Below are 14,408 nucleotides of genomic sequence, written 5' to 3'. Positions count from 1 at the left end.
ACACTCATCTTCATCATCCGGCTCCAGCACCAGCGTCGGGATCAACTCGCCAAACACCCGTTGCAACTCGTCGCGGTTGGCCAGCAGGTCTTGCAGCGTATAGCTGTCCATCACCGCCAGAAACGCATCCATCGCCTCTTTCAGCGCACTCTTGAGCAGACAGACAGAGACGATGTGACAAGCGGGCGAGCCGCAGTCAATGCCGTCCAGATTGCCTTCCAGCGCCCTGATCACCTGCCCGATATTGATGGTAGCGGGATCGCAAGCCATACGAATACCGCCATTCTTGCCCCGCTGGGATTGCAGATAGCCCAGCTTCACCAGCTGATTGACCACCTTCACCATGTGGTTGCGGGAAACGCCATACAGGGCCGATACCTTGGCAACGCTCGACAACTCCCCTTCCGGCAGGGTGGCAAGATAGAGCAGGGCTCTCAATCCAAAATCTGTATAACTGGTTAGTCTCATAAAACCTGATTAGCGCGATGCGAAAAGTGGAGTATTGATTCAAATCAAATAAACATCTAGGATGCCACTTATTAAATGACATTTTATATGTTCAATTAGAACGAGGCCCCTATGCTAGATCAAACCACCGTTGCCGTCATCAAAAGCACTATTCCGCTGCTCGAATCGGCAGGCCCTGCCCTCACCCAGCACTTCTACCAACGGATGTTCAGCCATAACCCGGAGCTGAAAGATATCTTCAACCTGGCCCACCAACGCAGTGGCGGCCAGCCGCTGGCCCTGTTCAATGCAGTCGCCGCGTATGCAAAGAATATCGACAATCTGGGAGCACTCGCCGGTGCGGTCGAGCGGATTGCGCACAAACATACCGGATTCCTGATCCAGCCGGAACAATATCACATTGTAGGTAGTCATCTCTTGGCCACGCTCAAAGAATTGGGCGGAAGTGCGGTCACCGACGAGGTGCTGGAGGCATGGGGCAAGGCGTATGGCGTGCTGGCCGACATCTTCATCGACCGCGAGCAGGAGATCTATCAGGAGAAGGCCAATCAGGATGGCGGCTGGCAAGGTACCCGCACCTTCATCATCAAGGAGAAGCGAGCCGAGAGCGCCCTCATCACCTCCTTCCTGCTGACGCCGGAAGATGGCAAGCCAGTGTTGGCCTTCAAACCGGGCCAATACCTCAGCATCAAGCTGGTTCACCCCGAGCTGGAATATCAGGAAATCCGCCAGTACTCCCTCTCCGATGCCCCCAACGGGCAGGACTACCGCATCAGCGTCAAGCGTGAACCGCAAGGTCAGGTCTCCAACCTGCTGCACGATCACCTGCAGGCGGGTGACAAGATCGAGGTGATGCCCCCTACCGGCGATTTCTACCTGAAAGCCGACAGCCAGACCCCGGTGGTACTGCTCTCAGCCGGTGTCGGCGTGACACCGATGATGAGCATGCTCAACCAGCTGCTGGCGAGCGGCCATCAGGCAGAAATCACCTGGCTGCACGCCTGCGAACAGGGCGCTGTACACGCCTTCCGGGAGGATATTCAGCAAAAATCCCGCCAGCATCCCAACTTGCTGAGCCGGATCTGGTATCGGGAGCCGGAGGCCAGCGATGTACAGGGTCAAGATTACGATCTGGCCGGCACCATGGATCTAACTGCCGTGAAGGAGCGCATAACGCCGCAGGCCCACTGCTACTTTTGTGGCCCCGTCGGCTTCATGCAAGAGATCAAGCGGCAGCTGCTGGCGGCTGGGGTGCCAGCGGGGCAGCTCCATTACGAAGTTTTTGGCCCCCATCAAGATCTCTAAGGCGCGGGCAGCCATATAACAGAGGGAGGTTCCGGCCTGTCATGGCACGGCGGCTGGAACCGGACCCACAGGTGCAGACCTGTGGGTCATTTTTTTGGATCAGTGCATCGCCTTGGCGCGGGCCACCACGTTGGCCGGCATCCTGTTGCCAAGACGGTTGAGCAGACTCGCCGCCTTCTGGTGCAGCGCCTTGTCACCGATGACGGAGCCATGAAGCCAACGATAGGCGTCCTCATAATCGAGCGGACTGCCCATCCCCTGCAACAGCATCTCGACCCACTCGATGCGGGCCCGCAGAAAACCGAGGCTGGCCGCCTCGCGCATCAGAGTTTCGGCTCGCACCAAATCCTTCTGCACCAAAGTTCCTTTCCAGTAGTAGCGGCCCAACTGCTCCAGCGCCGGCGCCAACCCCTGATTGGCCGCCTCCCACATATATTGCACCCCGATCTCGGCATTGGGTTTGGTACAGACACCCCACGCCAGCATATCCCCCCAGAGGAATTGATAGGCCGGGATCTTCATCACCGAGGCGCGCGCTTCGATATCCTGAGTCAGCTGACAGCGATCCTGCTTCACCTGAGTGAGGTGGCGCCCCTGCTCAATCCAGTTAAGCAGCTCGTCCTGACGATAGAGCGGCACCGCCTGCAACTCGCCAGCGGCCAGAGGTGCAGGAGGCGCAACCACAGCGGCAGGCTCAGCCGGTTTTGGCAGCGGCGCGGCCCCCTCGCCACTGCTGGCAACGGGTGTGACCGGCTCGGCCGGAAGCAAGACGGGGACTGCCTCAGAGGGCGCTGGCGTAGCAGCAGAGACAGGCGCCGTTGCCACCGCAGCACTGCTTGCTGTCGGTGCCGATACACTTGCTGCAGGCGCATCGCTTGATACGGCAGCCGATACCGCCTCGGCACCATAGAGGGGCGCGGTGAATGCACCGACAAGAATGAGTAGGGTAAGGGGTTTCATCATAAGGATCTCCTGCTGCACTCTGTTATCGGCACCAACCCCCATCCCCTTAGCCTGACGGGCGGATCTCATCAATACAAAAGGGAGCCGAAGCTCCCTTGTTGGCACGGTTGACCCGCTTACTTGACGAAATCGACACCCAACTGAATATCGGCTTTCAGGGTAGCCAGCATGCCTTCCATCGCTTCCTGCTCGAAGGCACTCAGCTTGCCGTAATCCAGGACGGTTTCGACGCCGTTCTTGCCCAGCAGTACCGGCTGCGCGAAGAAGGTGGCGTGCTCGCCGTTGCCTTCCACGTAGGCGCACTCGACAACGTTGGCTTCGCCCTGCAGACCCTTGATAAGGGAGAGACCAAAACGGCAAGCCGCCTGACCCATGGAAAGGGTCGCAGAACCGCCACCGGCCTTGGCTTCAACCACTTCGGTACCGGCATTCTGGATGCGCTTGGTCATGGCAGCCACTTCTTCAGCAGTGAAGGAGGCACCTTCAATCTGGGAGAGCAGCGGCAGAATGGTGACGCCACTGTGACCACCGATCACATTGACGCGAACCTTGTCGATGTTCAGCCCTTTGGCAGCGGCCACGAAGGTCTCGGCGCGGATCACGTCCAGGGTGGTGACACCGAACAGGCGACGCTTGTCATAGACACCGGCTTTCTTCAGCACTTCGGCGGCGATAGCCACAGTGGTGTTGACCGGGTTGGTGATGATGCCGATCAGTGCTTTCGGGCAAGTGGCCGCGCACTTCTCGACCAGATTCTTGACGATACCGGCGTTGATATTGAACAGGTCGGAGCGATCCATCCCCGGCTTGCGTGCCACACCGGCGGAGATCAGCACCACATCGGCCCCAACCAGCGCAGGAGTCGGATCTTCACCGCAGAAGCCCTTGATGGCGACGTCGGTAGGAATATGACTGAGGTCAACGGCCACACCCGGAGTAACCGGGGCGATGTCATACAGGCTCAGCTCGGAGCCAGCCGGCAGACGGTTTTTCAACAGCAGAGCGAGGGCTTGACCGATGCCACCAGCGGCACCCAGAACGGCAACTTTCATGATCAACTCCATGTTTAAGCGTAGGTTTAAGGTTGTTTGTTGTTGTGCGCCCAACCTTAATGGATCCCCCCATAAAAAACAATCTGATAACAGTTGCAGTCACGGGTTCTGTGAGCCACGAAACATGCGGGAGCAAAAATTGGAGGGAAATACAAAAAGTTGGAGGAGAAGCACAGTTTTTCTGCACTTCCCCTTACCATAAAGAGGTAGATCTGAGGGTCTCAGGATTGGAATGCCAGCGCCCGCTTTTCACACCAGCGAAAACCAATTGTTAACAATCCGTTCATCGCCAGATAAAGCCCGCCAGCCACCCCGAACACAGCCAGGGTATCGTAGGTCTGGGCGTTCAACCCCTGCGCCAGCCCCATAATGTCCATGATGGTGATGGTACTGGCGAGGGAGCTCCCCTTGAGCACCAGGATCACCTCGTTGGAGTAGGCAGGCACCAGATGACGGGCGGCGTGGCGCACCTTCATCCACAAGGTCTGGCGGCCGTTAAAGCCAAGCGCACGACACGCCTCTACTTCACCGGCCGGGATGGCATCGAGCGCCCCCTTGAACAACCGGGTGGAGTAGGCCGCCGTGTTGAGACCCAGCGCCAGCACGGCGCAGAACCAGGGCTGCTTGAGCAGCGGCCAGAGCGGGCTGGCTTTCAGCCACTCGAACTGGCCCGGCCCGTAGTAAATCAGGAAGATCTGAATGAGCAGCGGCGTACCGGTAAAGAGCAGCACCCACAGCTGCACCAGCTGGGTCGCTACCGGCAGGCGCAACTCCAGCACCCAAGTCATCAGGGCCGCCAGCACAATCCCCAGCAGCAGGCTGAACAGGGTCAGTTCCAGCGTGGTGACCAGACCGCCCAGCAACGTAACGAGATACTCTTGCATCAGTTAGCCTCCGTAGCGGCGGGTGTAGCGGGCAGCCAGCCCGAGGCCATATTCACTCACCAGACTGATGGCCAGATAGATGAGGGCGGCAGCGGCATACCAGGTGAAAGGCTCATAGGTACTGGCCGAGGCCATCTGGGCCTGACGCATCATCTCGTTGACCCCGATAAGCGACACCAGCGCGGTATCTTTCAGCAATACCAGCCACTGGTTGCCGAGGCCCGGCAGGGCATGACGCCACGCCTGCGGCAAAACGATGCGAAAGAAGATGTGGCTCTTGCTCAACCCCAACGCCAGCGCCGCCAACCGTTGACCTGAAGGCACCGCATTGAGCGCCGCCCGCAGGGTCTGGGTCGCATAGCTGGCGAACAGCAGGGAGAGCGCCAGCACGCCACAGGCGAACGGGCTGAACTCCACATACTCGCCAGTGATGAGGAACAACACCTGGGTCGAGCCGAAGTAGATGAACAGCACCACCAGCAACTCGGGCAGGCCACGGATCAGCGTGGTCAGGGTGGCCACTGGCCACACCAATGCACGCTGCTTGCTGAGCTCGGCGGCACTGAACGCCAGTGCCAATACCATGCCCCCGACCAGTGATGCCAAGGCCAGCCCGAGGGTCATCCAGGCTGCATCCAACAACAGGCTCAACATGGCTTACTGCGCGAAGTATTTGTCGAAGATTTTCTGATAGGTGCCGTTGGCCTTGATTTCGGCCAGCCCCTTGTTCAGCTGGGTCAGCAGCTCCTGATTGCCCTTGGCGACCGCGATGCCAAAGCCGGTACCGAAGTACTTGGCATCGGTCACCGGCGCACCCACCACCGCATACTCCTTGTGCTGCTTCAGCCAGTCGGCAGCAACGGCGGTATCGGCAAAGACACCATCGGTACGGCCATTCATCATGTCGAGGAAGGCGCTCTGGTAGCTGGCGTACGGCACGGTCAGCAGACCCTTGCTCACCCAGTTATCCACCAGATAGGACTGGTGAGAGGTACCGTTCTGCACGCCGACTGTCTTGTCGACCATCTCTTCCGGCCCCTTGAAGGCCCCTTTCTTGGCGACGAATACTGCCGAGTTCTCGTAGTAGATGTCGGAGAAATCGACCTGAGCGGCCCGCTCCGGGGTCACGTCCATGGCGGCGATGGCAGCATCGTAGCGACGGAATTTCAGGCTGGGGATCAGGCTGTCAAAGGCCTGGTTGTGGAAGCTGCACTCCAGCTTGGCCTGCTCGCAGATGGCGCGCGCCAGATCGATGTCAAAACCCTGAAACTCGTTCTTGTCATCCAGGTATTCGAACGGCGCGTAGGTGGCCTCGGTGGCGAACTTGATCTCTTTGGCCATGACGGAGGTACTCAACAGGCTCATGGCAGCAACCAACAACAGACTCTTTTTCATGACAGCTTCCTTATCGATTCAGTATCAATGCATCAAGAATTCGGCAAACCGGCTGGTTTGCGGGGATTGGAAAATGGCAGCGGTGCCGGATTCGATGATCCGCCCCTTCTCCAGATAAATCACCTGACTGGCCACCTTGCGGGCAAAATCGACCTCGTGGGTCACCACCACCTGGGTAATGCCTGTCTGGCTCAGGTTACGGATGATCTCGGCCACCTCCTTGGTGATCTCGGGATCGAGGGCGGCAGTCGGTTCGTCAAACAGCAGCACTTCCGGGTCCATCATCAGGGTACGGGCAATGGCCACCCGCTGCTGCTGACCGCCGGAGAGACGGGCAGGCCAGGCATCGCGCTTGTCGGCCAGTTGCAGCTGAGCCAGCAGGTAGGCCCCCTTCTCGATGGCGGCCTCCTTGCTCATGCCGAGCACCTTGACCGGCGCTTCAATCAGATTCTCCATCACAGTGAGATGTGGCCAGAGATTGTACTGCTGGAACACCATGCCCACCTTGCGACGCAGCAGTTGGGACTGGCGGTTGAATTCGGCAGCAGAGAGGGAGCTCGGGAAAGAAAATTCACTTTCACCAATCCGCAGAACACCCGCATCCGGGGTATCCAGCAGATTCATCATCCGTAGCAGGGAACTCTTGCCAGCACCGCTCGGGCCCAGCAACACCAAGGTTTCACCGGGAGATGTCCGAAAGCTGACCTGTTGCAGAACCGGCACCTTGTGCCAGGACTTCGCGATACCTATTAATTCAATACCCATACAGCCCAATTGAATAAGTTTTCAAAATTTCATCCCGATTCTATCCCTAATAAAGGTTGATGCAAGCCATTTTTGAATCAATATGCAGAACAAGCGCCGCTTCCTTGCAAAAAACGGCATATGAATGCAAAATGGCCCCGCTGTTCGTATCTGCCGCCTGTATCGCACAGGCCGCCACACCTCCTCATTCGTGAGACCAAGATGAAACACAACGACAAGCAAGAAAAACTGGCCAAGGCCTTTAAAGCCTTGCTGAAAGAAGAGCGCTTTGGCTCCCAGGCAGAAATCGTCACCGCCCTGCAAGAGCTGGGCTTCGAGAACATCAACCAGTCCAAGGTATCGCGCATGCTGAGCCGCTTCGGCGCCGTTCGCACTCGCAATGCCAAGATGGAGATGGTCTACTGCCTGCCGGTGGAACTGGGCGTGCCCACCACCTCCAGCCCGCTCAAGAATCTGGTACTGGACGTCGATCACAACGGCGCACTGGTGGTGATCCACACCAGCCCGGGCGCAGCCCAGCTGATCGCCCGCCTGCTCGACTCCCTCGGCAAGGCAGAGGGGATCCTCGGTACCATCGCCGGTGATGACACCATCTTCATCACCCCGACCAGCGATACCGATATCGAAGAGCTCTACCTCTCCGCCCTCGAGCTGTTCGAACAGACGCCGTAATGGCCGCCACCGCGTCATCGCGGTCACGCCAGAACGAAAAATCCCGGCCTTGGCCGGGATTTTTGTTTTCTGAGTCTTCGTCAGGCGGGCTTATTTACCCTGCGCCATCAGAAAACCTTCCGATGGGGCGAAGAAAGCCGCGCCGGTCACCGCCTTGGTGAAGCGCAGCAGGTGGTCGAAGTGGCTGCCCTCCCCCTTGTACATGCTGGCCAGCATGGCGTTGAAGTGCTGCGGTGTGCGGCAGCAGGAGATGAAGTAGAGTCCCTGCTCGGTCATGGTGCCCCAGGGCATGCTCTGGCGCAGGATCTCCATGGACTCTCCCTTCGGCGTCTTGAGGTTGACCCGCTTGATGTGGGCGGTCAGCGGTTTGGCGGCAGACTCATACTCGATGTTGTCGGGCTTGGTGCGACCGATAATGTCTTCCTGCTCTTTCTGCACCAGCTTCTCCCAGTCGCTCATGGCGTGTACCCAGCGCTGGACATGAATATAGGAGCCACCGGCAAACTCGCCTTCCGCCAGCAGCGCCACTTCGGCACGGTGTTCATCCTGCGGGTTCTCGGTGCCATCAACGAAACCGGTCAGGTCACGGAAATCCAGGTTGCGGAAACCGCGCACCTCTTCGGCCAGTTCGACCAGTCCGGCCAGCAGCGCCATCACACGGTGACCGGCGTGGTGCAGCACATCCACCCGATCGGCGCGCAGCTGAATAAAGAGATCAAACGGGGTGTTGGGGGCTTCCTGACCGTTGGCGGATTGCGCCATAAAGCTGCGGAACTGGGGCGGACGGGCGGCAGGGTAGAGACCATCCCAGGCATCGGCGCCAACGGCAACCAGACCGCTGAAACCGGCATCGGGGAAATCGGCGGCGACCGCCTGCCACAGGGCGGGCAGTTTGGCCAGACGGCCGACCAGTTCGGCGGCATCGCCGGTACGATTGAACATCAGATAGAGGGCGTGCAGATTCGGCTCTGCGCAGATCCCGGCTTGGGCTTTCATATATCTCTCCCCTGAGTAGGCGTTAGCGTTACGGGCTATTTGCGTTGCGCGATTATAAACCAGAGTGGATCCAGTTCTTTGATTTCACGACGATATCACGCGTTCAGGGCAAAGGGTCAAACAACACCAGCCCATGGGGGGCGACCTTGATCCGTGCCTGCATCCCATCAAGGGGCTCGCCAATGCTCGCCTCCAGCTGCAGATCGCCACACTCGAACAGCACCCGGCAGTGGTGACCGAGGAACTGCTGCTCCACCACCTTGAGCTCCCCATCTGCGGCGCTCTCCAGCAACAACTGCTGGGGGCGGAGCATCAGCTGCAACTGCTCACCCACCGCGCGGCCATGAGGCTCGCTACCACAAATGACCCCGAGCGCCGTCTGCACGCAGTGGCTGTCCACCACCTCGGCAGCCAGATAGTTGACCCCGCCGAGAAACTCCGCCACGAAGCGGTTTTGCGGGCGGCGATAGAGCTGCTCCGGCTGGCCCACCTGCTCGATGTGACCGGCGCGAAACAGCGCCAGCCGATCGGCGAAGGCGAACGCCTCCTCCTTGCTGTGGCTGACGAAGATGGCGCCGATCCCCTGCTGCTTGAGCAGGGCGCGGATCTCGAGGATCAACTTCATCCGCACCTGGGTATCGATGTTGGAGAAGGGCTCATCCAGCAGCATCAGCCGCGGCTTGCACACCAGCGCCCGGGCGATGGCCACCCGCTGCTGCTGACCACCGGAGAGCTGGTGCGGATAACGATCCCCCAGCCCCTGCAGATTGACCAGCGCCAGCGCCTCGTCCACCTGCTGCTGGCGGGCACTGCGGTCGAGTTTGGTCAGCCCGAAACCGACGTTGTCGGCCACCGTCAGGTGGGGAAAGAGGGCGTAATCCTGAAAGATCATGCCGATATTGCGCGTCTCGGGCGGCACGCTGGCACCCGGCCCGTCGAGCAGGGTATCGCCGAGGCGAATAGAGCCCTCTGCCAACGGCAGCAGCCCGGCGATGGCCTTGAGCAACGTGGTTTTGCCGCAACCGCTTGCCCCCAGCAGGCAGACGATCTCGTTGTCTGCCACCGTCAGGGACAATTGTTCCAGCACATTGCGGCCGTTGTAACGGCAGCTGACATTTTCAACCTGCAAACAGGACAAGGCTGACTTCCTCTCGTTTCTGGCGGCGCACTGCCTTTCGGTTCAGCACACCGCATGCAATTTCATTGGTCGACGTGGCGACTCAGTGGCCCGGAGTGTCCAGATTGCGGTTGACCCAGATCAGCGGCAACAGCCCCACCAGCACGATGACGATGGCCCCCAGCGCGCCGCGCTCCAGCATTTCGTCCGAGACGAACTGGTAGACGTGGGTCGCCAAAGTATCGAAGTTGAACGGCCGCAGCAGCAGGGCGGCGGGCAGCTCCTTCATGGATTCGATAAACACCAGCATGGCACCGGCAAACAAGCCGCGGCGTACCAGCGGCAGATGGACCCGCCGCAGCATGGCGCCATCCCCCTGCCCCAAAGATCGGGCCGCCATATCGAGGCTGGGGGAGATCTTGCCCATGCTGCTCTCCACCGAGCCGATGGCGATGGCCATGAAGCGCACCAGATAGCCGAACACGATGGCGGTGATGGTGCCGGTCAGCAACAAGCCCGGGCCCTGACGCCCGAGCCACTCAGCCAGATCGTTGATGGCAAAGTCGAGGGCGGTGAGCGGCACCAGCACCCCGATGGCAAGCACGGTACCCGGCATGGCGTAGCCCATGGCGGCGATGCGCAGAGGCAGCAGACTCTTTATCCCGCCATCGAGACGGCGGAAGAAGCCAAGCAGCAGGGCAATTCCCATCGCCAGCAGGGCGGTCAGCGCCGAGATAGCCAAGCTGTTTCCGGCAAAGCGGACAAACTCCGGCGTCCACGACAACTCGAAGTAACGCACCCCGTAATCGAGCAGGATGATGAACGGCAGAGCGAAACCGGCCAGCACCAGCCCCCAGCACCAGAGACCCGCCAACCAGCGGCTCATCCCCTTGAGCGGATAGCGCAGCGGCTGCTCATGGCCCATGGACTTCTGGAACACCTGCTGCCGACTGCGCGAGCGGCGCTCCAGCGCGATCAGCAGCACCACTGCCAGCAACATCAGGCAGGAGAGTTTGGCCGCGGTGGCCAGACTGCCATAGCCGAGCCAGGTGTCGTAGACCGCCGTGGTCAGGGTGTTGATGGCAAAAAAGTGGACGGTGGCAAAGTCGGCCAAGGTCTCCATCGCCACCAGCGATACCGCCACCATGATGGCGGGGCGCGCCAGCGGCAGACTGAGACGACGAAAGCTCTGCCACGGGGTGCAGCCGAGCAGGCGGCTGGAGTGGATCAGGCTGACTGACTGCTCGAGAAAAGAGGCGCGGGCCAGCAGATAGACATAGGGGAACAGCACCAGCGCCAGCACCCAGGCGGCGCCACCAAGGGAGCGAATGGCAGGAAACCAGTAATCGGCCGGACTGATCCAGCCAAAGAGCGCTCGCAACCCGGCCTGCAGCGGGCCCGAGTAATCGAGCAGGTCGGTATAGACGTAGGCAACGATATAGGAGGGCATCGCCATCGGCAGCATCAAGGCCCATTGCAGGGCACGGCGCCCCGGCACCTGACACATGGCCACCAGCCAGGCGGTGGGCACGCCAAACAGCAGGCTTAGCAATACTACGCCGACCAGCAGCCTCAGGGTATTGCCCAGATAATCGAGCAGTACGGTATCGGCGAGGTGGCGAAACAGCTCCCCCTCAGCCGAGAAGGCAGAGAAAAGCAGGGCAATAACCGGTAAACCCAGCAGCAGGGCGGTGGCCCAGCTGCCGGTCATCCATCCAAAATTTTTCATGAGACCACAGATGTTGATGGGGCCGTTGGCCCCATCTGATTACAAATCGAACTTCACTTCATCCAGCAACTGCAAGGCGTCCTTGCGATGCTTGGCGTAATCGCTGACCGGTAGTGCGTCAGACTTGAAACTGCCCCAGGACTTGACCATGGCGGAAGGCTCGACTTCGGCCTTGACCGGATATTCGGCGTTCACGTCCGCATACATGTGCTGGGCGGTGTCACCAGCCAGAAACTCCATCAGCTTCTGGGCCTCGGCCTTGTTCTTGGCATACTTGGTCATGGCCACGCCGCTCACGTTGACGTGGGCACCGCGGTCAGCCTGGTTCGGGAAGTTGATATAGACCGCATCCGCCCAGGACTTCTGCGACGGATCTTTCAACATGGCGCCCAGATAGTAGCTGTTGCCGAGCGACACGTCACAGATACCATCCTTGATCGCCTTGACCTGATCCCGGTCGTTGCCCTGCGGCTTGCGCGCCAGGTTGGCCTTGACCCCTTCCAGCCAGGTTTTGGTCTCGGCCATGCCGTGATGGGCAATCATGGAGGAGACCAGCGCCACATTGTACTCATGCTTGCCGCTGCGGGTGCAGATTTTCCCTTTGAATTCCGGTTTGGCCAGATCTTCGTAGCTGATGGTATCGAGCTTGCCGAGGCGCTCCTTGCTGGAGTAGATGGCGCGAACCCGGGTGGTCAGGGCGAACCAGCGATTCTCCGGATCACGATAGATAGCGGGGATGTTCTCCTGCAGGATCTTGCTATCCACCGGCTGTACCAGCCCCTTGTCCACCAGATCGGTCAGACGGCTGATATCGACGGTCAGCATCAGGTCGGCCGGAGAGAGCTTGCCTTCCCGCTCCAGACGCTCGTTCAACCCCTCTTTGGCGAACACCACGTTCACCTTGATGCCAGATTCCTTCTCGAACTGCTGGATGATGGGCTTGATCAGCTCATCCTGCCGGTTGGAGTAGACATTCACTTCCCCGGCCGCCAATGCCGACTGAGCTGCCAACGCAGAGAAAGCCAGTGCCAACATCTTCATTTTCATCATCCATTCCTTGATTAGCTATACAGAGTGATAACGATTTCCGTTTGCATTCTGCATACATCTTATGAGTGGATCAAGAAAGCTCGCCGTCGCCACATCACATATTTAATCGCCCATAAATGAAAAGGGCCGGATGGAATCCCATTCGGCCTCTTCTGAGCAAAACGTTATGTTGATCAGGCTTCAATAAGCACTCACGCCATCGGGATTCCCCGAGATCGGGAGGTCAACAGATCTGTACGTCACGGATGCGGTTCATCACAGCGCCTCGTCGTCACTCTCACCGGTGCGGATGCGCACCGCTTGCAGCAAGTCGTAGACAAAAATCTTGCCGTCGCCGATCTTGCCGGTATAGGCCGCCTTGCAGATCGCCTCGATCACCCCTTCCACGTTATCATCGGCGGTAGCAATCTCCAGCTTCACCTTGGGCAGGAAGTCGACCTGATACTCGGCTCCCCGGTATAATTCGGTGTGTCCCTTCTGTCGGCCAAATCCCTTGACCTCGGACACGGTCAGCCCTTCCACCCCCAGGTTGGCAATAGCCTCGCGGACATCGTCCAACTTGAACGGTTTGATAATCGCACTAATCAGCTTCATCTGGTTGCTCCCAATCCATGGTGTGTCATGAATCGGTTTTCAATTCTTATGCCAAGTATTTTTATTGTTTTATTTCATATAGATAGAGTTTAATGCCGGCGCCATTCGTCAGGCACATCCCCATAACCGGCCAGCACGCCCCATAATGAGGCACCATGCTGCAGCGGTCAGCGGGTATGCACCAAACAAGAGCAAAACAGCATGTTAGTTATCTCCAACAGCGTCACGATCCCCTGGCATGAGCTGCAATTTCAGACCATGCGGGCACAGGGCAACGGTGGACAGCACGTCAACAAGACCGACTCCGCCGTCTGGTTGCGCTTCGATTACCGCAACTCCCCCAGCCTGACGCCCCTCTACAAGGAGGGTCTCGACAAGCTGAGCGACAGCCGGGTACACGATGGGTTTATCCTGATCCGGGTCGAGAGCTATCGCAGCCAGGACATGAATCGCAAGGAGGCGATGAGCCGTCTGGTGGAGTTGCTGAAGAAAGCAGCCTGGCGCCCCAAGGCCCGCCATGCCACCAAGCCGACCCGCAGCTCCCAACGCAAGCGGGTCGATGCCAAAAAGCGCAAGGGGAATATCAAATCCGCCCGCGGCAAACCGGTTCTGGACTGAGCCAACCCCCAGCCCCCAAAGGATGTCAGCCGATGAGATACAGTTTTTGCGACAGCGCCCGCGGCCCCCTGCTCATTGCCATCAATCAGGATGGTCTGCGCTATGTGGAGTTCGTGCGGGGGGAGCAGCCGGTAACTCCGACCGATGAGTGGCAGCGTGATGACCTGGCTCTTGCTCCTTTCGTCGAGCAGTTCACCGCCTATTTTGCCGGAAAATTACAGCTGTTCGATCTGCCCATGGCAGCGAAGGGCACCCCGTTCCAGCAAACGGTGTGGGACGCTTTGTGTGATATCCCCTATGGCGAGACCGTGAGCTATCTCGAGATTGCCCAAGCGATAGGGAATCCCAAGGCGGTGCGGGCTGTGGGTGCTGCCAACGGCCGCAATCCGCTGAGCATCATAGTGCCCTGCCATCGGGTGATCGGACGCAGTGGCGAGCTGACCGGCTATGCTGGCGGCATTCCCATCAAGCGCTGGTTGCTGGCACTGGAACAGGCAGGCAGGCAGGCAGGCAGGCACAACATTCGAGCTGGCCCCATGACACGATGACCACCCCGGAGAGGGACGGGACAATATGGTGGCCAAAATGAAAAGGCTTTCAGCCAGTGGCCACGCTTTGCTGACAAGATGAACAGAAAATGAAGAATCGCCTCAGAACTACTTCAGATTGAGCTTGGCATGATGGCTCCATACTTGAATGGCACGGCTCATTCGCTGATTCAAGTAGCACCCATGTGACGCTTCCAATCTGTCTTTTTCCCCGCGCCTCCTCTGAGGCGCTTTTTTTGTGCAACTGTCCCG

The 14,408-nt window shown here is 59.1% G+C and carries 16 protein-coding genes; 4 read left to right on the top strand and 12 right to left on the bottom strand.

The annotated features are described in order from the left end of the window. A partial coding sequence (locus tag AACT07_RS21570; protein ID WP_069529985.1) for an Rrf2 family transcriptional regulator occupies positions 1 to 468 on the bottom strand: 468 nt, incomplete at its 3' end. A 111-nt stretch (positions 469 to 579) separates the two neighbouring features. Here AACT07_RS21570 and hmpA point away from each other — a divergent pair. Continuing rightward, entirely contained in the window at positions 580 to 1,773 is a 1,194-nt protein-coding gene (hmpA, locus tag AACT07_RS21565) for an NO-inducible flavohemoprotein (RefSeq protein WP_069529984.1), read from the top strand. A 99-nt stretch (positions 1,774 to 1,872) separates the two neighbouring features. On the opposite strand, the gene AACT07_RS21560 is transcribed toward hmpA, so the two are convergent. The 6 genes from AACT07_RS21560 to AACT07_RS21535 all read right to left on the bottom strand — a co-directional run bounded on the left by AACT07_RS21560 (position 1,873) and on the right by AACT07_RS21535 (position 6,832). Next, the gene (locus AACT07_RS21560) at positions 1,873 to 2,457 is read right to left on the bottom strand and encodes a tetratricopeptide repeat protein (RefSeq protein WP_043826113.1); all 585 of its coding nucleotides are present in this window, start codon (positions 2,455 to 2,457) and stop codon (positions 1,873 to 1,875) included. 395 nt (positions 2,458 to 2,852) lie between these two features. Then, positions 2,853 to 3,788, bottom strand: coding sequence for a malate dehydrogenase (mdh, locus tag AACT07_RS21555; protein ID WP_005340384.1), 936 nt, complete (start codon positions 3,786 to 3,788; stop codon positions 2,853 to 2,855). A 221-nt stretch (positions 3,789 to 4,009) separates the two neighbouring features. Further along, entirely contained in the window at positions 4,010 to 4,672 is a 663-nt protein-coding gene (gene artM / locus AACT07_RS21550; RefSeq protein WP_005348902.1) for an arginine ABC transporter permease ArtM, read from the bottom strand. Between the two features lie 3 nt (positions 4,673 to 4,675). Beyond that, a complete protein-coding gene (gene artQ / locus AACT07_RS21545; protein WP_043826111.1) occupies positions 4,676 to 5,326 on the bottom strand; it encodes an arginine ABC transporter permease ArtQ in 651 nt (216 codons plus the stop codon). A gap of 3 nt (positions 5,327 to 5,329) precedes the next feature. Then, the gene (locus AACT07_RS21540) at positions 5,330 to 6,067 is read right to left on the bottom strand and encodes a transporter substrate-binding domain-containing protein (RefSeq protein ID WP_069529983.1); all 738 of its coding nucleotides are present in this window, start codon (positions 6,065 to 6,067) and stop codon (positions 5,330 to 5,332) included. Between the two features lie 24 nt (positions 6,068 to 6,091). After that, on the bottom strand, positions 6,092 to 6,832 hold the full coding sequence (locus AACT07_RS21535; protein WP_069529982.1) for an ATP-binding cassette domain-containing protein: 741 nt from the start codon (positions 6,830 to 6,832) through the stop codon (positions 6,092 to 6,094). 201 nt (positions 6,833 to 7,033) lie between these two features. Here AACT07_RS21535 and argR point away from each other — a divergent pair, with 201 nt between their 5' ends. Then, positions 7,034 to 7,504, top strand: coding sequence for a transcriptional regulator ArgR (gene argR / locus AACT07_RS21530; protein ID WP_005340378.1), 471 nt, complete (start codon positions 7,034 to 7,036; stop codon positions 7,502 to 7,504). 90 nt (positions 7,505 to 7,594) lie between these two features. Here the strand turns inward: argR and AACT07_RS21525 are convergent, their stop codons facing one another. The 5 genes from AACT07_RS21525 to glnK form a co-directional block, all read right to left on the bottom strand. Next, positions 7,595 to 8,500, bottom strand: coding sequence for a Dyp-type peroxidase (locus tag AACT07_RS21525; RefSeq protein ID WP_069529981.1), 906 nt, complete (start codon positions 8,498 to 8,500; stop codon positions 7,595 to 7,597). A gap of 103 nt (positions 8,501 to 8,603) precedes the next feature. Continuing rightward, positions 8,604 to 9,638, bottom strand: coding sequence for an ABC transporter ATP-binding protein (locus AACT07_RS21520; RefSeq protein ID WP_069529980.1), 1,035 nt, complete (start codon positions 9,636 to 9,638; stop codon positions 8,604 to 8,606). Positions 9,639 to 9,720: 82 nt separating this feature from the next. Beyond that, complete coding sequence (locus AACT07_RS21515) at positions 9,721 to 11,346, bottom strand: ABC transporter permease (protein ID WP_069529979.1); 1,626 nt, start codon at positions 11,344 to 11,346, stop codon at positions 9,721 to 9,723. A gap of 39 nt (positions 11,347 to 11,385) precedes the next feature. Next, entirely contained in the window at positions 11,386 to 12,393 is a 1,008-nt protein-coding gene (locus AACT07_RS21510; protein ID WP_139123931.1) for a Fe(3+) ABC transporter substrate-binding protein, read from the bottom strand. A 258-nt stretch (positions 12,394 to 12,651) separates the two neighbouring features. Continuing rightward, positions 12,652 to 12,990 (bottom strand): P-II family nitrogen regulator, encoded by a 339-nt coding sequence (gene glnK / locus AACT07_RS21505; RefSeq protein ID WP_005341406.1) that lies wholly within the window; start codon positions 12,988 to 12,990, stop codon positions 12,652 to 12,654. 201 nt (positions 12,991 to 13,191) lie between these two features. Here glnK and arfB point away from each other — a divergent pair, with 201 nt between their 5' ends. Together arfB and AACT07_RS21495 are read left to right on the top strand one after the other, a co-directional pair. Next, complete coding sequence (gene arfB, locus AACT07_RS21500) at positions 13,192 to 13,608, top strand: alternative ribosome rescue aminoacyl-tRNA hydrolase ArfB (RefSeq protein WP_069529977.1); 417 nt, start codon at positions 13,192 to 13,194, stop codon at positions 13,606 to 13,608. A 32-nt stretch (positions 13,609 to 13,640) separates the two neighbouring features. After that, positions 13,641 to 14,156 (top strand): methylated-DNA--[protein]-cysteine S-methyltransferase, encoded by a 516-nt coding sequence (locus tag AACT07_RS21495; protein WP_069529976.1) that lies wholly within the window; start codon positions 13,641 to 13,643, stop codon positions 14,154 to 14,156. Positions 14,157 to 14,408 lie beyond the last annotated feature (252 nt).

It is taken from the genome of Aeromonas sp. ANP5 (assembly GCF_963870295.1).
GTDB classification, from domain to species: Bacteria; Pseudomonadota; Gammaproteobacteria; order Enterobacterales; family Aeromonadaceae; genus Aeromonas; species Aeromonas veronii.
The sequence above is the reverse complement of the archived record's forward strand: the minus strand, read 5'-3'. Positions and strand labels throughout refer to the sequence as shown.

Bases quoted from the DNA above. Each gene is read 5' to 3' on its own strand.
- artM (WP_005348902.1), bottom strand. From the start codon at position 4,672: ATGCAAGAGTATCTCGTTACGTTGCTGGGCGGTCTGGTCACCACGCTG.
- mdh (WP_005340384.1), bottom strand. From the start codon at position 3,788: ATGAAAGTTGCCGTTCTGGGTGCCGCTGGTGGCATCGGTCAAGCCCTC.
- AACT07_RS21525 (WP_069529981.1), bottom strand. From the start codon at position 8,500: ATGAAAGCCCAAGCCGGGATCTGCGCAGAGCCGAATCTGCACGCCCTC.
- artQ (WP_043826111.1), bottom strand. From the start codon at position 5,326: ATGTTGAGCCTGTTGTTGGATGCAGCCTGGATGACCCTCGGGCTGGCC.
- argR (WP_005340378.1), top strand. From the start codon at position 7,034: ATGAAACACAACGACAAGCAAGAAAAACTGGCCAAGGCCTTTAAAGCC.
- hmpA (WP_069529984.1), top strand. From the start codon at position 580: ATGCTAGATCAAACCACCGTTGCCGTCATCAAAAGCACTATTCCGCTG.
- AACT07_RS21495 (WP_069529976.1), top strand. From the start codon at position 13,641: ATGAGATACAGTTTTTGCGACAGCGCCCGCGGCCCCCTGCTCATTGCC.
- AACT07_RS21515 (WP_069529979.1), bottom strand. From the start codon at position 11,346: ATGAAAAATTTTGGATGGATGACCGGCAGCTGGGCCACCGCCCTGCTG.
- glnK (WP_005341406.1), bottom strand. From the start codon at position 12,990: ATGAAGCTGATTAGTGCGATTATCAAACCGTTCAAGTTGGACGATGTC.
- arfB (WP_069529977.1), top strand. From the start codon at position 13,192: ATGTTAGTTATCTCCAACAGCGTCACGATCCCCTGGCATGAGCTGCAA.
- AACT07_RS21510 (WP_139123931.1), bottom strand. From the start codon at position 12,393: ATGAAAATGAAGATGTTGGCACTGGCTTTCTCTGCGTTGGCAGCTCAG.
- AACT07_RS21535 (WP_069529982.1), bottom strand. From the start codon at position 6,832: ATGGGTATTGAATTAATAGGTATCGCGAAGTCCTGGCACAAGGTGCCG.
- AACT07_RS21540 (WP_069529983.1), bottom strand. From the start codon at position 6,067: ATGAAAAAGAGTCTGTTGTTGGTTGCTGCCATGAGCCTGTTGAGTACC.